At 72.7% G+C, this 19,321-nt stretch carries 17 protein-coding genes; 8 read left to right on the top strand and 9 right to left on the bottom strand.

Features of this window, described 5'->3' with window-relative positions; all coding sequences use genetic code 11:
- Positions 1-6 precede the first annotated feature (6 nt).
- The 4 genes from J4557_RS26300 to J4557_RS26285 are packed head-to-tail and all read right to left on the bottom strand — an operon-like array spanning position 7 to position 4,430.
- Positions 7-672 carry a GTP-binding protein gene (locus tag J4557_RS26300; protein WP_208269405.1) on the bottom strand — a complete coding sequence of 222 codons (666 nt, stop codon included), beginning with the start codon at positions 670-672 and terminating at the stop codon, positions 7-9.
- The gene (locus J4557_RS26295; protein WP_208269404.1) at positions 653-1,030 is read right to left on the bottom strand and encodes a DUF742 domain-containing protein; all 378 of its coding nucleotides are present in this window, start codon (positions 1,028-1,030) and stop codon (positions 653-655) included. Before J4557_RS26295 ends, J4557_RS26300 begins: the two co-directional genes overlap by 20 nt.
- A gap of 44 nt (positions 1,031-1,074) precedes the next feature.
- Positions 1,075-1,545 carry a roadblock/LC7 domain-containing protein gene (locus J4557_RS26290; RefSeq protein WP_372442531.1) on the bottom strand — a complete coding sequence of 157 codons (471 nt, stop codon included), beginning with the start codon at positions 1,543-1,545 and terminating at the stop codon, positions 1,075-1,077.
- The gene (locus J4557_RS26285) at positions 1,545-4,430 is read right to left on the bottom strand and encodes a sensor histidine kinase (RefSeq protein WP_208269402.1); all 2,886 of its coding nucleotides are present in this window, start codon (positions 4,428-4,430) and stop codon (positions 1,545-1,547) included. Before J4557_RS26285 ends, J4557_RS26290 begins: the two co-directional genes overlap by 1 nt.
- Positions 4,431-4,861: 431 nt before the next feature.
- On the opposite strand from J4557_RS26285, the gene J4557_RS26280 reads away from it, so the two are divergent.
- Positions 4,862-5,578, top strand: a complete 717-nt coding sequence (locus J4557_RS26280) for a sirohydrochlorin chelatase family protein (protein WP_307800217.1) — start codon at positions 4,862-4,864, stop codon at positions 5,576-5,578.
- 228 nt (positions 5,579-5,806) lie between these two features.
- Here the strand turns inward: J4557_RS26280 and J4557_RS26275 are convergent, their stop codons facing one another.
- Both J4557_RS26275 and J4557_RS26270 read right to left on the bottom strand, forming a co-directional pair.
- Entirely contained in the window at positions 5,807-6,601 is a 795-nt protein-coding gene (locus tag J4557_RS26275; protein WP_208269400.1) for an enoyl-CoA hydratase/isomerase family protein, read from the bottom strand.
- 4 nt (positions 6,602-6,605) lie between these two features.
- On the bottom strand, positions 6,606-7,508 hold the full coding sequence (locus tag J4557_RS26270; protein WP_208269399.1) for an SDR family oxidoreductase: 903 nt from the start codon (positions 7,506-7,508) through the stop codon (positions 6,606-6,608).
- 271 nt (positions 7,509-7,779) lie between these two features.
- Between J4557_RS26270 and J4557_RS26265 the strand changes: the two genes are divergently transcribed.
- Positions 7,780-8,859 (top strand): NAD(P)H-dependent amine dehydrogenase family protein, encoded by a 1,080-nt coding sequence (locus J4557_RS26265; protein WP_208269398.1) that lies wholly within the window; start codon positions 7,780-7,782, stop codon positions 8,857-8,859.
- A gap of 31 nt (positions 8,860-8,890) precedes the next feature.
- Here the strand turns inward: J4557_RS26265 and J4557_RS26260 are convergent, their stop codons facing one another.
- A complete protein-coding gene (locus J4557_RS26260) occupies positions 8,891-9,565 on the bottom strand; it encodes a DedA family protein (RefSeq protein ID WP_208269397.1) in 675 nt (224 codons plus the stop codon).
- 256 nt (positions 9,566-9,821) lie between these two features.
- Here J4557_RS26260 and J4557_RS26255 point away from each other — a divergent pair, with 256 nt between their 5' ends.
- The 6 genes from J4557_RS26255 to J4557_RS26230 all read left to right on the top strand — a co-directional run bounded on the left by J4557_RS26255 (position 9,822) and on the right by J4557_RS26230 (position 17,385).
- Positions 9,822-10,742 (top strand): glutathione S-transferase family protein, encoded by a 921-nt coding sequence (locus J4557_RS26255; RefSeq protein WP_208269396.1) that lies wholly within the window; start codon positions 9,822-9,824, stop codon positions 10,740-10,742.
- A gap of 107 nt (positions 10,743-10,849) precedes the next feature.
- Positions 10,850-11,521 (top strand): AIM24 family protein, encoded by a 672-nt coding sequence (locus J4557_RS26250; protein WP_208269395.1) that lies wholly within the window; start codon positions 10,850-10,852, stop codon positions 11,519-11,521.
- A gap of 203 nt (positions 11,522-11,724) precedes the next feature.
- A complete protein-coding gene (locus J4557_RS26245) occupies positions 11,725-15,447 on the top strand; it encodes a multifunctional oxoglutarate decarboxylase/oxoglutarate dehydrogenase thiamine pyrophosphate-binding subunit/dihydrolipoyllysine-residue succinyltransferase subunit (RefSeq protein ID WP_208269394.1) in 3,723 nt (1,240 codons plus the stop codon).
- A gap of 94 nt (positions 15,448-15,541) precedes the next feature.
- The gene (locus J4557_RS26240; RefSeq protein ID WP_208241248.1) at positions 15,542-15,721 is read left to right on the top strand and encodes a DUF6104 family protein; all 180 of its coding nucleotides are present in this window, start codon (positions 15,542-15,544) and stop codon (positions 15,719-15,721) included.
- Positions 15,722-15,833: 112 nt separating this feature from the next.
- Positions 15,834-16,658 carry a DUF4097 family beta strand repeat-containing protein gene (locus J4557_RS26235; RefSeq protein ID WP_208269393.1) on the top strand — a complete coding sequence of 275 codons (825 nt, stop codon included), beginning with the start codon at positions 15,834-15,836 and terminating at the stop codon, positions 16,656-16,658.
- A 1-nt stretch (position 16,659) separates the two neighbouring features.
- Complete coding sequence (locus tag J4557_RS26230; RefSeq protein WP_208269392.1) at positions 16,660-17,385, top strand: PadR family transcriptional regulator; 726 nt, start codon at positions 16,660-16,662, stop codon at positions 17,383-17,385.
- Between the two features lie 75 nt (positions 17,386-17,460).
- On the opposite strand, the gene J4557_RS26225 is transcribed toward J4557_RS26230, so the two are convergent.
- On the bottom strand, positions 17,461-18,429 hold the full coding sequence (locus J4557_RS26225; protein WP_208269391.1) for a zinc-binding dehydrogenase: 969 nt from the start codon (positions 18,427-18,429) through the stop codon (positions 17,461-17,463).
- Positions 18,430-18,559: 130 nt separating this feature from the next.
- Complete coding sequence (locus tag J4557_RS26220; protein ID WP_208269505.1) at positions 18,560-19,312, bottom strand: amino acid ABC transporter ATP-binding protein; 753 nt, start codon at positions 19,310-19,312, stop codon at positions 18,560-18,562.
- Positions 19,313-19,321 lie beyond the last annotated feature (9 nt).

The following is a 19,321-nucleotide window of genomic DNA, read 5'->3' as shown; positions in this document are numbered from 1 at the left end:
ACTCTACTACGTCGCGGGACGGCGACGATCAGGTGACCGAGCGTCATGTCCGGGGTCGTCGGCGTCCGGCCAGCTCAGCACGTGCTCCATCAGCGCGATGAGGACCTCCTTGGCCGATTCGCGGCGGCGGGCGTCGCACAGCAGCACCGGGACGCCGGGGTCCAGGTCCAGCGCGATCGCGACGTCCCGGGGGTCGTGCCGCCGCGCCCCGTCGAAGCAGTTGACGGCTACGACGAAGGGCAGGCGGCGCCGCTCGAAGTAGTCGATCGCGGGGAAGCAGCCGTCCAGCCGGCGGGTGTCGGCGAGCACGACCGCGCCGATCGCGCCGGCGGCCAGCTCGTCCCACATGAACCAGAACCGGTCCTGGCCGGGCGTGCCGAACAGGTAGAGCAGCAGCTGGTCGGAGAGTGTGATGCGGCCGAAGTCCATCGCGACGGTCGTGGTCGTCTTGGCCCGCACGCCGGTGACGTCGTCCACGCCGACGCCGCGGTCGGTCAGCGGCTCCTCGGTGCGCAGCGGCCGGATCTCGCTGATCGACCCGACGAGGGTGGTCTTGCCGGCGCCGAACCCGCCCGCGATGAGGATCTTGGTGGTGACCAGCGGGCGGGCGGCGAGCCCGGCGCCGGGACCGCCGCCCGGGCCCGGGCCCGGGTCAGAGGGCGCGTAGGCCATTGAGGACCTCCCTCAGGACGCCCCGCCCGGGCCGCCCGTCCGCGGGGGCGGCGGAGTCCACCACCCTGATCAGCCCCTCGTCGCGCAGGTCGCCGAGCAGCACCCGGACGACCCCGAGCGGCAGCCCGAACTCCGAGGCCAGGTCGACCACGGCGACCGGGCGGGCGCAGCTGCGCAGGATCCGCACGTGGTCGGAGCTGTAGCGCAGCCGGTCGCCCGGCTGCGCGCCGGTCGCCGCGACGACCGCGATCAGTTCGAAGCCCTCACCCGCGGGACGGGTGCGGCCCCGGGTCCGCGCGTAGGGGCGGACGAGCGGGCCGGCCTCCCGGTCCAGCCACCGCTCCGCCGACGGGTTCATCGGTCATTACCCCCACATCTCCCCCGGGACGGGCTCCGCCCGGGTCACCGGCCCTGCGGGGCCGCTCCCCCGGCGCCGTAGCCGCCGCCGAATCCGCCGCCGCCGAATCCGCCGCCCGCCGGCTCGTGCCGCGGGGCGGCCTGCATGTGCTGCCCGACCCGCTTGACCAGGACCGCCATCTCGTAGGCGACCAGGCCCGCGTCGGCCTCCGCCTCGGCGATCACCGCCAGGCAGGTGCCGTCGCCGGCGGCGGTGACGAACAGCAGCAGCGCGTCCATCTCGATGATGGTCTGGCGGACGTTGCCGCCCGCGAAGTGCCGGCCGGCGCCGCGCGCGAGGCTCTGCACGCCGGACGCCAGCGCGGACAGGTGCTCGGCGTCCTCGCGGCCGAGCTCGTTGGACGCCGCGACCGCGAGGCCGTCGCGGGACAGGATCACCGCCTGCCGCACGCTCGCGACGCGCTCGGCGAAGTCGTTGAGCAGCCAGTTGAGCTCGCCGGTGACCGTGTTGTGCATCATCGGGTCCCCTCATCCTCCCCATCGGACGCGCGGCCGCGCCGCCATCCCTGCTGTACCGAGGCCATCAGCGAGCGCGCCTCCTCCGGGGACCGCGCGACCCCGGCGGCGGGACCGCCGGCCACCGGCGGAGGCGGCGGCGGCTCCTTGCGCAGCTGCGGCGCGAGGTTCTCCTGCCGGACCCTGCGGGGCAGCCCCGCGTGCGTCCCGGCGGGAGAGCCGCCCTCCGCGCCCCGAGGGCGCTCGCCGCCGACGACGGTACCGCGATCCTCCCCGCCGTCCCACGCGGTGTCACCGGCCGGATGCGCACCGCGCTCCGTTCCCGGCTCTCCGTCCCGCTCGGGGGCGCCCGCCGGCGGGCCGCCGGGTGCGCGCACGCCGGGCGCGTAGACCGGCGCGGGCATCCAGCCGTCGGCGCCGGTCGGGTCGTCCGGCGCGTACGCCGGCACGGGGTCGGCGTCGTCGGACCACGGGTTCGCGGATCCGCCGCGCGGCCCGCGGAACGGCGGGGCGGGCTCCTGGTCCTCGGGGTCGCCCCACGGGGTCGCCGGGCCGGCGAGCTGCGGCAGCACGGGCGGCGCCTCGCGCAGCGGCACGGGCTCCGGCCACGCCGTGCCGGGCCGCCGCGGGCCGGGCCGCTCGGGCGCATCGCCGGACGCGGGCTCCCGGCGCGCGAACACCCCGACGTCCGGGACGACCTCGGCGCGCGTCACGACCTCCGGCCGCGGCGTCCCGGCGAACGGGGCCTCGGTGTACGGGGTGCCCATGAACGTCGGACCGGTGCCGGCCGGCGCCGCCCGCACGGGGACCGGCCCGCCGGGTTCGGCGCCGCGCGGCTCGCCGCCCGCGCCGTGCGGGGACGGGGCGTCCGCGCCGCCGGCCGCCGCGGGCTCTCCGGCGTCCGCCGGGGCCTCGACCGCGGGGACCCCGGCCGCGGGCGCGTCCGGACCGCCGTCCAGCGGGACGATCTCCTCGTCCATCCGGTCGGCGGGCACCACGAGCTCGTGCGGCATCAGCACGATCGCCGTCACGCCCCCGTACGGGGAGCGGTGCAGCGACACGTCGATGCCGTGCCGGGCCGCGAGCCGGGCGACCACGAACAGCCCCAGCCGGTCGGTGTCGACCAGGTCGAACTCCGGCGGCTCGGCGAGCCGCCGGTTGATCTCGGCGAGCGTCTCCGGCTTCACGCCGAGCCCGCGGTCCTCGATCTCCACGCAGAAGCCGTTGCCGACCCGCTCGGCCATCACCCGCACCTCGGTGTTCGGCGGGGAGAACGACGCCGCGTTCTCCAGCAGTTCGGCCAGCAGGTGCACGACGTCGGTGACGGCGGCGCCGACCAGGCCGTCCTCGGACTCGGTCAGCACGACCGCGCGGGTGTAGTCCTCGATCTCGGCGACCGCGGCGCGCAGCACGTCGGCGATGAGCACCGGGCGCCGCCAGCCGCGGCCCGGGGTGGCGCCGGACAGGATGATCAGGCTCTCGGCGTGCCGCCGCATGCGGGTGGTGAGGTGGTCGATCCGGAACAGCGCCTCCAGGTCGTCGGCCTCGGCGCGGCTCTCCAGCCCGTCCAGCATCGTCAGCTGGCGGTGCAGCAGCGACTGGTTGCGGCGGGCGATGTTGAGGAAGATCCGGCCGACGCCGGCGCGCAGCTCGGCCTGCCCCACGGCGGCGTCCACCGCGGTGCGCTGCACCTTGGCGAACGACTCGGCGAGCCGATTGACCTCGCTGGTGCGGCCGCGCGGCAGCGCGGGCGCCTCCGCCTCGACGTCCACGGGCTCGTTGCGGCGCAGCCGGTCGACCAGCCGCGGCAGCCGCTCGTCGGCCAGCTCCTCGGCGGAGCCGCGCAGCCCGACCAGCTCGCGGACGACGCCGCGGCCGAACCGGAGCGCGAGCAGCACCGACAGGGCGATCACCAGCAGTCCGGCGCCGCCGACGACGCCGAGCCGGATGTAGGCGTCGCGGCCCAGCCGGTCGGCGCGTGCGGCGGCCCCGTTGGTGTTGGCCAGGATCATCTGGTTGACGGACAGGACCAGCGGCTGCGCGGTCTCCTGCCACTGCCAGGCGCTGATCGGCAGCGGTCCGCGGTCGTGCGCGGCGATCTGGTCCTCGATGTCCTTGTACGCGTGGTACTGGGTCGAGGCGAACACCGGAGCGGTGAGCCGCGCGTAGACCTTCGGGTCGGCCAGCGACCGCTGCCGCTGCCACTGCCAGCGCTGCTCGCCGAGCATCTCCAGGAACGTCCGGTGCTCGGCTGCGGTCATCCGGCCGTTCGTGACGAGCGCGCCCGCGACCAGCGCGTTCTCCCGCTGCAGCAGCTCCATCGCGCGCCCGGCGGCGCGGTCCGACAGCGTCCAGTTGTAGAGGGACGCGTCGTTGATGACGATCAGGCTGTCGTACAGCCGGTGCATCACGTCGACCATGCTGCTGTAGTCGTTGACGGCGGTCAGCCGGTCGATCGTGCGGGCGTCGACGGCGGAGCGGAGCTGGCCGAGGCCGCCGAGCGCCTTCAGCACGTCCGAGACCCGCGACCGCATCTCGGCCGTGGTGGCGCCGCGCGCGGCGTCGGAGGTGGAGGTGCGGCGGAACGTGGCCACGGCCTTGTCCAGGCGCGCGCGCTGGGCGGTGAGGGCCGCGGGCGTCGACGCCGGCTTGCGCGGGCCGCTCAGGTACACGACCGACGCCTGCCGCTCCTTGCCCAGCTCGACGAGCAGCCCCTGGCCGGACGCGGCGAACTGCTCGTTCAGCGTGTGGTACTTGCGCTGGGCGAGGGCGGCGCGGCCGGTGATCTCGGCGGCGTAGGCCCAGATCGCGACCAGCGAGACGAGCGGAACGAGAAGGAGCGCGGCGACCTTGGACCGGATCGGGCGCGTGCGTGCGGTTCTCATGGCACCTCGAACGTTCCGGCACGTAGGGTGGCCCGATCATAGAGGCGGCCTGTCACGCCTCCGCAACCCCTTCTCCCCCTTTCGTCCGTATTCGGAACCAGAATCGGTTATCGACAATCGGGACATTTGCTTCATTTCCCCCTGTTGCCGGGCGGCGATGGGCCATACTCTGCTGTTTCGCCCGCCGATCGCGGCCCGGCACGGGAGGGAGACCGACGATCAGTACAGGCAGCCACGGCGCGGCCGGCCCGCTCGGCCGGAGCGGGAGCCCGCCCTCCGCGCCCGGGAGCGTTACCATTCCCGCCGTGAGTCCCGAAAGCCAGGCATCCGAGGCACTTCCGTCGCGACGCCGCCGCACCCCCCGCGGCGGCCGACATCGCGGCGACGAGTCCTTCCTGCTGCCCCAAGGATCCCCCGCTCTCGTTCTGGCCGTGCCCGGCCCCGCCCGGCAGGGCGGCACCGAGATCGCCGCCGAGCTCGCCCGGCTCGTGGAGATCGAGCACACCGGCCAGCCCGCCTACGTCGGGCACCTCGACGGCGGAGAGGGCGACCTGCACGCCGTCCTCGCCGGCCTCGGCCGTCCCCAGGACGAGCTCGCGGCCGTCGTGGTGCCGATGTCCACCGGGCCCGATCCGGCCCTGGACGCCGCCGTCCGCGCCGCCGTCGCGGCCGCCCCGGTCCGCACCGTCGCCGCCGAGCCGCTCGGCCCGCATCCCCTCATCGCGGAGGCGCTGCACGACCGGCTCGCCGACGCCGGGCTCGCCCGCGCCGACCGCATCCGGATGATGACGATGGTGACCGCCGCCACCGGCGTCATCGTCGCCACCCCCGGCGACGCCACCGCCGTCCGGCAGGCCGAGGTCACCAGCGTGCTGCTCGCGTCCCGGCTCGCCGCGCCGGTCTTCACCGCCTCGCTCGCCGACGAGGCCGCCATGCGGGCCGCCGGCGAGCAGCTGCGCGCCGCCGGCGCCGCGTCCGTCGCCCTCGCGCCGCACGTCATCGGCCCCGAGCCGGAGACCCGCCTGGTCCCCGCCGCGGCCGCCGCCGTCGGCGCCGCGTACGCGGGCCCCCTCGGAGCCCACCCCGCCCTGGCCCGCCTCGCCGCCCTCCGCTACGTCGAGGCACTCTCCCTGGCCCTGGCGGATTGACCCAGGGGGACGACTTCCCCAGGGGGCGACCCCCTGGAACCCCCGTCACGGTTGAGGGGCTGTTTCCCGCTCCGCTGGCGCTCCGCGCGAAACAGCCCCTCAACCGCCGGGCGGGCCCGCTGCGCTCGCTGCACTCGCTCCGCGTGCCCGCCCGTGACAGTGGCCGAGGTGCTTGAACGAGTCGGGCCGGAGCCTGGGAAGGCTCCGGCCCGAACGCGTCATCGCCCCTCAGCGGTTCCTGAACCGCGGGGGGCGCTTCTGCATGGTGGCGGTCATGCCCTCGGCCAGGTCCTCGGTGAAGAAGGCGAGGGCCTGGACGCCGGTCTCCGCCGCGATCTGCTGGCGCAGGCCGGGGACGTCCAGGGACATGTTGAGCAGTTCCTTCGTGCGGCTCAGCCCGTACGGGGACGTGGCGAGCAGCTCGTCGGCGAGCGCCTGGGCGGCGTCGAGGTCGCCGCCCTCCGCGCACACCTCGGTGACGAGCCCGAGCGCCTCCGCCCGGGCCGCGTCGAGGCGCTGCGCCCGGTAGGTGATCTCCGCGGCCTTCGCCGGGCCGACGAGGCGCGGCAGCAGCCAGGACAGCCCGCAGTCCCCGGCCGACAGGCCGAGGTTCACGAACGGGACGACGAAACGGGTGGTCGGGTCGGCGACCCGCAGGTCGCAGGCCAGCGCCCAGGAGACGCCCATGCCCGCGACCGGGCCGTGCAGCGCGGCGATCACCGGCTGCGGGATCTCCCGCAGCCGCGCGGTGACCTCGCCGCCGCGGGCGATGCCGCGGTAGAGCCGCTGCACGCGGCCCTCCTTGGTCTCCTGGCCGGGGTCGCCCTGGATGTCCATGCCGGAGCAGAAGCCGCGGCCGTCCCCGGTGAGCACGACGACCCGGGTGGACGGGTCGCGCGGCAGCTCGTTGAGGACGTCCAGCATCCGCTCGGTCAGCGCGCCGTCGACGGCGTTCAGCCGCTCCGGACGGGACAGGGCGATGGTGAGCACCCCGTCCCGCCGGTCGAGCCTGATCCCGTCCAACGGCTCAGGAGGTCAGCTGCTGGATGAGCGGGCCCATCTGCTCCATCGGGTTCTTGAACACCGCGAGCGGCTCGCTCGCGTTGATGGCGGCCCAGTTGTCGCGGACGGCCTCGACGGAGAGGGTCTCCTTCTGGCCGTAGCCGGGGCCCTCCGCGACGAAGATCTTGGCGATCCGGCCGCCGCCGACGGTGTAGACCTCGCCGGTGTCCTGGTTGGACTCGTGCACCAGGAAGGCGACGAGGGGGGTGACCTGGTCGACGCCGAGCTTGTCGGCGAAGTCGGCGGGCAGGAGGTCCTCGGTCATCCGGGTCCAGGCGACCGGCGCGATGGCGTTGGCCTTGATGTCGTACTTGGCGCCCTCCTGCGCGAGGGTCTTGGTGAAGCCGACCAGGCCCATCTTCGCGGTGGCGTAGTTGGCCTGGCCGAAGTTGCCGAACAGGCCGGCGGGCGACGAGGTGTTGACGATGCGGCCGTAGCCGTTCTCGCGCAGGTGCGGCCAGGCGGCGCTGGAGACCAGGAACGAGCCGCGCAGGTGCACGGCGATGACGGCGTCGAACTCCTCGACGGTCATGTTCTTGAACGACTTGTCGCGCAGGATGCCCGCGTTGTTGATGACGATGTCGACCTTGCCGAACGCGTCGAGCGCGGTCTGCACGATCGCCTGCGCGCCCTCGGGGGTCGCGACGTTGTCGGGGTTGGCGACGGCCTCGCCGCCGTTCTTCTTGATCTCGTCCACGACCTCCTGGGCGGGGCCGGCGGAGGCGCCGACACCGGAGCGGTCGCCGCCGAGGTCGTTGACGACGACCTTCGCACCGCGCGCGGCGAGCTCCAGCGCGTGCTGGCGGCCGAGGCCGTGGCCCGCCCCGGTCACGACCGCGACACGGCCGTCGTAGCGCAGTTCCGACATCTCTGTCTCCTCACATCGCACCGACTACGCCCCCAGGTAATCATCCGGGGGTTACCCAGTGGTACCACTGAACCGAATCCCGCTCGGCTGCGGCCCCCTCGGTTCCCTCCCCGGCGCGCCGCGCGGGCAAGCACCGGGCTTCATGGGACTTCAGTGAAACTTGCGGCAAATGCCGCATTTCCTGGGGCGCACGGCGTAGTGTCCACACACCACCCGCGCAACCCGGCCCGGTCCGCACAGGTGCCGCCTCGACTTCGGAGGTCCCGTCTCGATGAGCCCTGCCGACGCGTCCAGCGCCCCCCGCCCGTACCGCGTCGTGCAGTGGGCGACCGGCACGCTCGGCCGCGCCGTGATCCGCGGCGTGCTCGACCGCCCCGGCCTGGAACTCGCCGGCGTCTGGGTGCACACCCCCGCCAAGGACGGCGCCGACGCGGGCCTGCTCTGCGGCCGCGCCCCCACCGGCGTCACCGCCACCCGCGACCTCGCCGCCATCCTCGCGCTGGACGCCGACTGCGTCGTCTACGCGCCCGGACGCGCCGGCGACCCGCTCGCCGACCTCGACACCGTCTGCGCGCTGCTGGCCTCCGGCAAGAACGTGATCTCCATGAACGGCCTGGTCTACCCGCGGGCCCACGGCCCCTCCCTGGTGAACGAGCTGGAGCAGGCGTGCAAGCGGGGCGGCTCGTCGGTGCACGGGACCGGCTTCAACACCGGGTTCATGGCGGACGTGATGCCGCTGGCGCTGTCCCGGCTGTCGCGCCGGATCACCCACGTCTACTCCCGCGAGTGCTCCGACTTCGCGCGGCACCCGTCCTGGCGGATGGTGCACCACATGGTCGGGTTCGGCCGCGACGAGGAGGCGTTCCTGCGCTCGCTGCGCCCCACCCGCACCGCGATGCGGTCGCTCTACACCGAGAGCCTGCACCTCGTCGCCGCCGGGCTCGGCGTGGACCTCGACGAGATCGACGTGGACGTGGACTACCGGCTCGCCGGCACCGACCTGGAGATCACCGCGGGCCGGATCCCGCGCGGCACGGTCGCCGCGGCGCGCTGGACGTTCAGCGGGCTGGCCGGCGGCCGGCCGGTGATCAGCGTCGAGGTGATCCACAAGGCGGACGCCGCGCGGATCCCCGACTGGGGCGACCCCGGCCACTCGGTGCGGGTGCACGGCCGCCCGTCGATCACCCTGACGACCGACGACGAGTGGGTGTCCGACGAGGTCTCCGCCGCCGCGGCGCACGCGCTGAACTCGGTCCCCGTCGTGTGCGCGGCCGAGCCCGGCATCCGCACCCACCTGGACCTTCCGCCGGTCACCGGGCGGATGGAGGCCGCCGTCCCGGGCGGTCTGTGATCCGGCGGCCTGCGACCCGGGGGCGGGACGGCTAGGGGAGGGTCTGCTCGACGCGGGACTCCGCGCCGCCGTCCTCGGCCTCGACCCCGGCCTCCTCCTCGGCCTCCCGGCGGTGCTTGCGGACGCTCCACACCACGATCGCGGCGACCGCGATCACCGCGAGCCCGATCGCCAGGCCGCGCCCGGCCCACTGCGCCGCGCGGTCGAACGCCTCACCGGCGAAGTAGCCGCCGAGCGTGAAGGTGACGACCCAGGTCAGCCCGCCGAGGAAGTTGAACAGCAGGAACTTCGGATACGGCAGCCGGGAGCTGCCCGCCAGCGCGGGCATCAGCGCCCGCAGCAGCGCGGTGAACCGGCCGATGAAGACCGCGACCGCGCCGCGCCGCCGGATCAGGTCCTGCGCGCCCTCCACCTTCGCGCGGTGCTTGGACACCGCGCGGATGTCGAGCAGCCGCGGCCCGTACTTCTTGCCGATCTCGTAGCCGACCGAGTCGCCGGCGACGGCCGCGACGACCCCGATGACCAGCAGGAGCGGCAGCGAGAGCGTGCCCTGGCTGGCGAGGACGCCGCCGACCACCACCGCCGTCTCGCCGGGGAACACGAACCCGACGAACAGCGCCGCCTCCGCGAACACCAGCGCGGCGATCAGCCCGTAGACCAGGCCGGGCGGCAGGCCGTCCACCAGGGTGTTGAAAGTCTCGAGCATGGTCCCCCGCCATCTCGTCCGTCCGGGGCCGCCTCCGGCTGCCGCCCCTGCTGCGTGCCATGCGATCGTGCGTGCCCGTTTGGCGCGGGCCACCGACGGTTATCGTATGCGCGGGGCCGGTGGTCCAGGATCCCCCGGAAGGACGACTTGCCGGTGACCGCGAAGGCGTGCGGACCGGCGGCCTTCTCCTTCCAGGGTCGTGGCCGCCTCCCCCGGACGGTCGCACCGCACGGCTGACTTTCGGAAGGAACCGGACATGACCGCACAGGAAGTCGAGCGGGGCCGCTTCGTCCGGCAGCCGAACCGGTTCACGGAGCGGATCACCGCCGACGGTTCGAGCGGGTACCCGGTGGAGCCGGGCCGCTACCGGCTGTTCGTCTCCTACGCCTGCCCGTGGGCGCACCGCTCGCTGATCGTCCGGCGGCTGCTGGGCCTGGAGGACGCGCTGCCCGTGGCCGTCGTCGACCCGATCAGGGACGAGCGCGGCTGGCGGTTCCCCGACCGCGACCCCGTCACCGGCGCCGTGTTCCTCTCCGAGCTGTACCTGGCGAGCGACCCGTCCTTCGAGGGCCGCTACACCGTCCCCTGCATCTGGGACACCGTGACGGAACGGCTCGTCACCAACGACTTCCCCACCATCACCACGATGCTGGAGACGGAGTTCACCGCGCTCCACCGCCCCGGCGCCCCCGATCTGTACCCGGAGGCGCTGCGCCCGGAGATCGACGAGCTGAACGACCTCGTCTACGACACGGTCAACAACGGCGTCTACAAGGCCGGTTTCGCCACCGCCCAGGACGCCTACGAGGACGCGTTCGACGCCCTCTTCGCCACCTTCGACCGGCTGGAGGAGCGGCTCGCGGGCAGCCGCTACCTGTTCGGCGACCGGATCACCGAGGCCGACGTCCGCCTCTATCCGACGCTCGCCCGCTTCGACGCCGTCTACTACTCGCACTTCAAGTGCAACCTGCGCCGCCTCGTCGATCATCCGAACCTGTGGGCCTACGCCCGCGACCTCTACTCGAACCCCGCGTTCGGCGGGACGACGGACTTCGACCACATCAAGCGGCACTACTACGTGACGCAGCGCAACATCAACCCGTCCGGGGTCGTCCCGAAGGGCCCGCTCGTCGACTGGACGGCCCCGCACGGCCGGGAGGCCGTCACCGGAGCCTGACCTCCGGGAACCGAACGCCGCTCGCTTCACGTCGTACCGGTCGGATCCCGTCGTTATGCTGGCGGATCTCCAGAACGATCACGACGTGAGAGGCAGTACCCCCGACAATGCGCAGCCAGTTCTTCGGAAACATGGACCAGGGGCAGCAACTCCCCGGCCACTTCGCCCTCCAGAACTCCAAGATGCTCCGAGTCCACCTCAACGGGGACGTCCTCGCCCGGCAGGGCTCCATGGTCGCCTTCCAGGGCCAGATGGACTTCGACTACGAGGGCGCCGGAGGCATCGGCAAGTTCATCAAGAAGGCCGTCACCGGCGAGGGCGTCCCGCTGATGCGCGTCCGCGGCCAGGGCCTGCTCTTCGTCGCGCACGACGCCGCCGACATCCACCTCTTCTACCTGGAGAACGAGGGCCTGACCGTCAACGGCGCCAACATCCTCGCCTACGACTCGCACCTCCAGTCCGACATCCAGCGCGTCCAGGGCGCCGGCATCGCCGCGGGCGGCCTGTTCAACACCACCCTCCAGGGCACCGGCTGGGTGGCGCTCACCACGCACGGCACCCCGGTCATGCTCGACTGCGGCCGCGCCCCCACGTTCGCCGACGGCCAGTCCGCGGTGGCGTGGAGCACCAGCCTGCAGGTCGGCGTCAACCGCACCTTCAAGGCCGGCGCGCTCATCGGCCGCGGCAGCGGCGAGGCCATGCAGCTCGCCTACCAGGGCCAGGGCTTCGTCCTCGTCCAGGCCAGCGAGGGCCCCACCGTCCCGCCGCACACCCACTGAACCGGGCGGCCGCCGGGTGACCTCCGTCACCTTTCGGACGGCGGATCTTGTCGGAGGCGCGGCCTCGGCTTCGGCAAGATCCTTGTGGCCCCCGGGGAATGGGGTGCAATCGCAACGCGCTGGCATGGGAAGAGGTCAAGTGCGAGTAGCCTTGATAGGTCTCTTATCTCACCTGCGAGCTGCGGAAGAGGGCGATCTCCGCCGTGTCGACAGAGTCGTCGCAAACTAGTGCCGACCCAAAGATCACAGATTTCGGTGCCAACGAGTGGCTGGTCGACGAGCTGTACCAGAAGTACCTCGAAGACCCCAACTCGGTTGACGAAGCCTGGTGGAACTTCTTCGCGGACTACCAGCCGGGCACCCGGTCGGCGTCCGTGACCCCCGCGTCCCCCGGCGCACCCCAGACGAGCACCGGAACGGCGGCCGGCGCGGCCGCCAACGGCACCGCGGCCGCCCCGCCGACACCGCAGCCTCCGGTGTCGCCGCCGAAGGCCCCCGCCAAGCCGGCCGACAAGGCCGCCAAGCCGGCGCCGAAGACGGACAGGCCGGCGCCGCCGCCGGTCCCGGCCGGCGCCGAGGAGGTCCGGCTGCGCGGCGTCGCCGCGCGGACGGCCACCAACATGGAGGCCAGCCTCGCGGTGCCGACCGCGACCAGCGTGCGCGCCGTCCCGGCGAAGCTGCTGATCGACAACCGCATCGTCATCAACAACCACCTCAAGCGCGGCCGCGGCGGGAAGGTCTCCTTCACGCACCTGATCGGCTACGCGATCGTCAAGGCGCTCGCGGCGATGCCGGAGATGAACGCCGCGTTCACCGAGGTGGACGGCAAGCCGGTGCTGATCCGGCCCGAGCACGTCAACTTCGGGCTGGCGATCGACCTGCAGAAGCCGGACGGCTCCCGGCAGCTGGTCGTGCCGAGCATCAAGGCCGCCGAGACGCTGGACTTCCGCCAGTTCTGGGCCGCGTACGAGGAGATCGTCCGCAAGGCGCGCGGCAACAAGCTGACCATCGAGGACTACCAGGGCACCACGATCAGCCTGACGAACCCGGGCACGATCGGAACGGTGCACTCGGTGCCGCGGCTGATGCCCGGGCAGGGCACCATCATCGGCGTCGGCGCGATGGAGTACCCCGCCGAGTTCGCCGGGGCGTCCACCGACACGCTGGCCCGGATGGGGATCAGCAAGGTCATGACGCTGACCTCCACCTACGACCACCGGATCATCCAGGGCGCCCAGTCCGGCGACTTCCTGCGCCGCATCCACGAGCTGCTGCTCGGCGAGGACGGCTTCTACGACGAGATCTTCGAGGCGCTGCGCATCCCGTACGAGCCGGTGCGCTGGGTCAAGGACATCTCCGCCGGCCACGAGGACGACGTCGCCAAGATCGCCCGGGTGCACGAGCTGATCCACGCCTACCGGGTCCGCGGCCACCTGATGGCCGACACCGACCCGCTGGAGTACAAGCAGCGCCGCCACCCCGACCTCGACATCCTCAAGCACGGCCTCACCCTGTGGGACCTGGAGCGCGAGTTCGCGACCGGCGGGTTCGGCGGCAAGCCGACCATGAAGCTGCGCGACATCCTCGGCGTGCTGCGGATGGCGTACTGCCGGACGGTCGGCATCGAGTACATGCACATCCAGGACCCGGAGGAGCGCGCCTGGATCCAGGCCCGCGTCGAGGTCCCGCACGACAAGCCGTCCCGCGAGGAGCAGCTGCACGTCCTGCGCCGGCTGAACAGCGCCGAGGCGTTCGAGACGTTCCTGCAGACCAAGTTCGTCGGGCAGAAGCGGTTCTCGCTGGAGGGCGGCGAGTCCGTCATCCCGCTGCTGGACTCGGTGATCTCCGCGGCGGCGAAGGCCAGCCTGGACGAGGTCGTCATCGGGATGGCGCACCGCGGCCGGCTGAACGTGCTCGCCAACATCGTCGGCAAGTCCTACGGGCAGATCTTCGGCGAGTTCGAGGGCAACCTCGACCCGCGCAGCGCGCAGGGCTCCGGCGACGTGAAGTACCACCTGGGCGCGTCCGGCGACTTCGTCGCCGACGACGGCTCGAAGATCCACACCGAGCTGGTCGCGAACCCGTCCCACCTGGAGACGGTCGACCCGGTGCTGGAGGGCGTCGTCCGCGCCAAGCAGGACCTGCTGGACGTCGGCGAGGCCGGGTTCACGGTGCTGCCGATCCTGATCCACGGGGACGCCGCGTTCGCCGGGCAGGGCGTGGTGGCCGAGACGCTGAACCTGTCGCAGCTGCGCGGCTACCGCACCGGCGGCACCGTGCACGTGATCATCAACAACCAGGTCGGCTTCACCACCGCGCCGGAGTACTCGCGGTCCAGCGTGTACGCCACCGACGTGGCCCGGATGATCCAGGCGCCGATCTTCCACGTCAACGGCGACGACCCGGAGGCGTGCGCGCGGGTGGCGCGGCTGGCGTTCGAGTACCGGCAGACGTTCAAGAAGGACGTCGTCATCGACATGGTCTGCTACCGGCGCCGGGGCCACAACGAGGGCGAGAACCCCTCGTTCACCCAGCCGCTGATGTACGACCTGATCGACGCCAAGCGCTCGGTGCGCAAGCTGTACACCGAGGCGCTGATCGGCCGCGGCGACATCACCGTCGAGGAGGCCGAGCAGGCGCTGCGCGACTACCAGGAGCAGCTGGAGCGGGCCTTCACCGAGACCCGCGAGGCCGTGAAGAAGCCCCTGGAGCCGGGCTCGGTCGTCAAGCCGGACGTCGAGGAGCGCATCCCGATCGACCACGGCGGGGCCGGCACGGCGATCCCGCAGGAGACCGTCAAGCGGATCATCGAGACGCAGGTCAGCCTGCCGGACGGCTTCACCCCGCACCCGCGGCTGCAGCCGATCCTGCAGCGCCGCGCGCAGATGATCGAGGACGACGCGATCGACTGGGCGACCGGCGAGCTGCTGGCGATGGGCTCGCTGCTGATGGACGGCCACCCGGTCCGGCTCGTCGGGCAGGACACCCGGCGCGGCACGTTCGGGCAGCGGCACGCGGTGCTCGTCGACCGCAAGACCGGCGAGGAGTACACCCCGCTCAAGCAGTTCGGGCAGGGCGTGTCGAAGTTCTACGTGCACGACTCGCTGCTCAGCGAGTACGCGGCGATGGGCTTCGAGTACGGCTACTCGATGACCCGCCCGGACGCGCTCGTCGCGTGGGAGGCGCAGTTCGGCGACTTCGCCAACGGCGCCCAGTCGGTGGTGGACGAGTACATCTCGTCCGGCGAGCAGAAGTGGGGCCAGCGCTCCAGCCTGGTGCTGCTGCTGCCGCACGGCTACGAGGGGCAGGGCCCCGACCACTCGTCCGCGCGGATCGAGCGGTACCTGCAGCTGTGCGCGCAGGACAACATGACGGTCGCCTACCCGACGACGCCGGCGAACTACTTCCACCTGCTGCGCTGGCAGGTGCTGTCCGGCCGGGGCAAGCCGCTCGTGGTGTTCACGCCGAAGTCGCTGCTGCGGCTGAAGGCGGCGACGTCGCCGGTCGAGCAGATCACCGACGGCGCGTTCCAGCCGGTCATCCCGGAGTCCAACCCGGCGGTGGACCCGGCGGGCGTGAAGCGGGTGCTGCTCACCACCGGCAAGATCTACTACGACGTGGCGAAGGCCCGCGACGCGGCGGGCGCCAACGACACCGCGGTCGTGCGGGTCGAGCGGCTGTACCCGCCGCCGGTCGACGAGATCAGGGCGGAGCTGGCGAAGTACCCGTCCGGCGTCGAGGTGGTCTTCGTCCAGGACGAGCCGGCGAACATGGGCGCCTGGCCGTTCATGGCGCTGAAGCTGCCGCACCACATCGAGGGGCTGAGGATGTCGCGGGTGTCGCGCCCGGCGTCGTCGTCGCCCGCCGTAGGGTCGGCGAAGCTGCACCAGGCCGAGCAGGAAGCGCTGCTGTCCAGGCTGTTCTGACGCCGCTGTGAGCTGATGGACAGGCCGTGTCGCTCCGCGTCCCGCCGCCGTGGCGGCGGGACGCGGAGCGACTGCGTTAGAGGGAACGAGTCACATGTACTTCACCGATCGGGGCATCGAGGAGCTCACCGAGCGCCGTGGCGCGGAGGAGGTCAGCCTGACGTGGCTGGCCGAGCGGCTCCGCGAGTTCGTCGATCTGAACCCCGAGTTCGAGACGCCGGTGGACCGCCTCGCCACCTGGCTGGCCCGCCTCGACGACGAGGACGACGACTGACGTGCGGGGGTGCGGCGGAGCGGAGCGCCGGGGTTCGCGATACATCTTGACTTTTGGGTGACGCGACATATCGTGTTACCGGAAGGAACCCTCGGACGAAGGGCATGAGGCGATGCCGCGCTGGACGATCGACGAACCGACCACGCTGGACTTCGACGGCGTGGTCACGCTGCGCACGACGCTGATCGCCGGGACCGTCTCCGTGCTCGCCTCCGACGAGCGGCCGTCCGTCATGGTCAGCGAGGTCGAGGGGCCGCCGCTGGTGATCGCGCACGAGGCCGGGATGCTGACGATCACCCACGACCGGCTCCTGGAGGGCGTGCTGAGCTGGCTGCGCACCCGCAACGCCCGCGCCGCGATCACGGTGACCGTCCCGCACGACTGCCCCGTCACCGTCAACCTGGTGTCCGCCGACGCGGTGATCACCGGGCTGACCGCCCGCACGTCCATCAAGTGCGCGTCCGGCGGCATCACGCTGGACGGGGTGACCGGCGCCGTCGACGCCAACACGGTGTCCGGCGACATCGAGGCGCAGGGCTTGGACGGCACGGTGTCGTTCACCTCCGTCTCCGGCGACCTGGCGCTCGCCGGCGGCGTGGTCGAGCAGCTCACCGCCCGCACCGTCAGCGGCCGCATCGCCGCCGACGTCGACCTGGTCGGCGACGGGCGGGTGGAGGTCAACACGGTCTCCGGCGAGGTCGCGCTGCGGATCCCCGAGTCGGCCGGGGCGCGGGTGACGCTGAACGCGGCGGCCGGCCGGATCGAGACGTCCTTCCCCGAGCTCGGCCGCACCGACCGGGCCGTCGCCACCACCGTCTCCGGCAAGATCGGCGACGGGTCGGGCCGGCTGTCGGTCAACTCCGTGTCCGGCTCGATCACCCTCCTCGGCCGCGACGACGAGGCCCCGGAGATCAGCACCCCGCGAATGGAGAAGTGAGTTGAGCCCCGTTTTCGGCCACGGCCGGCTCCGCCTGTACCTGCTGAAGCTGCTGGAGGAGAGCCCGCGGCACGGCTACGAGGTGATCCGGATCCTGCAGGACCGGTTCCTCGGGGTGTACTCGCCCTCACCCGGGACGATCTATCCGCGGCTGGCCCGGCTGGAGGCCGAGGGCCTGGTCACCCACGAGGTCGTCAAGGGCAAGAAGGTGTACTCGCTGACCGACAAGGGCCGCGAGGAGCTGGAGCGCCGGATGGACGAGCTGGCCGAGCTGGAGGAGGAGATCACCGCGTCCGCGCAGGAGTTCGCGCGCGGTGTGCAGCAGGACGTCCGGCAGACCGTCCGGTCGCTGCGCGAGGAGCTGACGCAGGCCGCGCGGACGATGCGCGACCAGGGGAAGACCACGTCCAAGGAGGCGTGGAAGGAGTCCACCGACCGGCAGAAGGACGAGTGGCGGCGGCAGAAGGACTTCTGGCGCGAGCAGAAGCAGGCGTGGAAGGAGGAGTGGCGGCAGAACTGGGAGGACGCCTGGAAGACGGCGACCGGCAGCCGCGAGGACATCGCCCGCCTGAAGCTGGAGCGCCTGCTGCGCCGGTTCGTCGAGGACGTCCGGAAGGCCGCGAAGCGGTCCCGCCTCAGCGACGACGACCTGGCCGCCGTCCAGACCCTCCTGGACGAGACCCGCGACCGCCTGCGCACCGAGATCCTCGACCGCGACCGCGACTGACCGCCCCGTTCGCCGGGTCGCGGCGAGCCGACGTCATGGGACGCCGCATGACGACGGCTCACCGCGACCCCACGGTCACGGCGTGAAGACGATCTTGCCGAAGAGGTCGCCCTCGGCCATCGCGGCGAAACCGTCGCGGGCCTGCGACAGGGGCAGCGTCCGGTCGATCAGCGGGCGGGTGCCGGTCTTCACCAGGAACCGCGCGAGCCGCTCGAGCTGCTCCCGGGTGCCCATCGTGGACCCGATGACCTGGAGCTGCAGGAAGAACACCCGGTTCAGCTCGGCCGGGGGCACCTGGCCGCTGGTGGCGCCGGACACCACGATCCGGCCGCCCGGCCGCAGCGACTTCAGCGAGTGCGACCACGTCGCCTGGCCGACGGTCTCGATGACCGCGTCGACCCGCTCCGGCAGCCGCGCGCCGGACTCCACGGCGACGTCCGCGCCGAGCTCCAGGGCGCGCTTGCGCTTGGCCTCGCTGCGGCTCGTCGCGAACACCCGGAACCCGGCCGCCGACGCCAGCGCGATCGCGGCGGTCGCGACGCCGCCGCCCGCCCCCTGCACCAGCACCGTCGCGCCGGGCTGCAGCCCCGCCTTGTCGAACAGCATCCGGTAGGCGGTCAGCCACGCCGTCGGCAGGCACGCGGCCTCCTCGAACGACAGCTCCGCCGGCTTGCGGACGAGGTTGCGGCGCGGCACCGCGACCTTCTCGGCGAGCGTCCCCTGGTACCGCTCCGACAGCAGCGACCGCTTCGGGTCGAGGGTCTCGTCGCCGCCGCCGCGCTCCGGGTCGCCGATCACCGAGTGCACGATGACCTCGTTGCCGTCCTCGTCGACGCCGGCGGCGTCGCAGCCGAGGATCATCGGGAGCCGGTCGGCGGGGAGCCCTACGCCGCGCAGCGACCACAGGTCGTGGTGGTTGAGCGCGGTGGCCTTCACCGTGACGGTCGTCCAGCCGTCCGGCACCTCGGGATCGGGCCGCTCCCCCAGCGTCAGCCCGTTCAGCGGATTGTCTGCGTCGATCTGCGTGGCCGTGACAGCGAACATGAACGCACACTAACCGCCCGGCCCGCACGCCGGACGACCCGCCCCCACCGGGGACGGGCCGTCCGGAACGCACCCGGCGGGCTCCGGGGCGGGCCTCAGAGGCCCAGGGGCCACCGCCCGGAGCGCGGGATCAGAGCACCTTGGACAGGAAGTCCTGCGTGCGCCGGTGCTGCGGGTTCGCGAGCACCTCGCGGGGCGTGCCCTTCTCCACGACGACGCCGCCGTCCATGAAGACGAGCGAGTCGCCGACCTCGCGGGCGAACCCCATCTCGTGGGTGACGACGATCATCGTCATGCCGTCCACCGCGAGCTGCTTCATGACCTCCAGCACCTCGCCGACCAGCTCCGGGTCGAGCGCCGAGGTCGGCTCGTCGAACAGCATCAGCGCCGGTTCCATCGCCAGCGCCCGCGCGATCGCGACGCGCTGCTGCTGCCCGCCGGACAGCTGCGAGGGGTAGCTGCGGGCCTTGTCGGCGAGCCCGACCCGCTCCAGCAGCGCGACGGCCGCCTCCCGCGCCTTCGCCCGGGGGATCCGCCGGACCTGGACCGGCGCCTCCATGACGTTCTCCAGCGCCGTCATGTGCGGGAACAGGTTGAAGCGCTGGAACACCATGCCGATGTCGCGGCGCTGCGCGGCGACCTCGCTCTCGCGCAGCTCGTGCAGCTTGCCGCCGCGCTCCCGGTAGCCGACCAGGTGCCCGTTCACCCACAGCCGCCCGGCGTTGATCTTCTCCAGGTGGTTGATGCAGCGCAGGAACGTCGACTTGCCGGACCCGGACGGCCCGATGACGCACATCACCTCGCCCGGCATGACCTCCAGGTCGATGCCCTTGAGCACGTCCAGCCGGCCGAAGGACTTGCAGACGCCCTCGGACCGAACCATCGGCTGCCC

This window comes from Actinomadura nitritigenes (genome assembly GCF_017573545.1).
Classification (GTDB): Bacteria; Actinomycetota; Actinomycetes; order Streptosporangiales; family Streptosporangiaceae; genus Spirillospora; species Spirillospora nitritigenes.
The sequence above is the reverse complement of the archived record's forward strand: the minus strand, read 5'-3'. Positions and strand labels throughout refer to the sequence as shown.

Coding starts and splice junctions, on each gene's coding strand:
- J4557_RS26300 (WP_208269405.1), bottom strand. CDS start 672: ATGGCCTACGCGCCCTCTGACCCGGGCCCGGGCCCGGGCGGCGGTCCC.
- J4557_RS26295 (WP_208269404.1), bottom strand. CDS start 1,030: ATGAACCCGTCGGCGGAGCGGTGGCTGGACCGGGAGGCCGGCCCGCTC.
- J4557_RS26290 (WP_372442531.1), bottom strand. CDS start 1,545: ATGCACAACACGGTCACCGGCGAGCTCAACTGGCTGCTCAACGACTTC.
- J4557_RS26285 (WP_208269402.1), bottom strand. CDS start 4,430: ATGAGAACCGCACGCACGCGCCCGATCCGGTCCAAGGTCGCCGCGCTC.
- J4557_RS26270 (WP_208269399.1), bottom strand. CDS start 7,508: ATGTCGGAACTGCGCTACGACGGCCGTGTCGCGGTCGTGACCGGGGCG.
- J4557_RS26265 (WP_208269398.1), top strand. CDS start 7,780: ATGAGCCCTGCCGACGCGTCCAGCGCCCCCCGCCCGTACCGCGTCGTG.
- J4557_RS26260 (WP_208269397.1), bottom strand. CDS start 9,565: ATGCTCGAGACTTTCAACACCCTGGTGGACGGCCTGCCGCCCGGCCTG.
- J4557_RS26255 (WP_208269396.1), top strand. CDS start 9,822: ATGACCGCACAGGAAGTCGAGCGGGGCCGCTTCGTCCGGCAGCCGAAC.
- J4557_RS26250 (WP_208269395.1), top strand. CDS start 10,850: ATGCGCAGCCAGTTCTTCGGAAACATGGACCAGGGGCAGCAACTCCCC.
- J4557_RS26240 (WP_208241248.1), top strand. CDS start 15,542: ATGTACTTCACCGATCGGGGCATCGAGGAGCTCACCGAGCGCCGTGGC.
- J4557_RS26235 (WP_208269393.1), top strand. CDS start 15,834: ATGCCGCGCTGGACGATCGACGAACCGACCACGCTGGACTTCGACGGC.
- J4557_RS26225 (WP_208269391.1), bottom strand. CDS start 18,429: ATGTTCGCTGTCACGGCCACGCAGATCGACGCAGACAATCCGCTGAAC.
- J4557_RS26220 (WP_208269505.1), bottom strand. CDS start 19,312: ATGGTTCGGTCCGAGGGCGTCTGCAAGTCCTTCGGCCGGCTGGACGTG.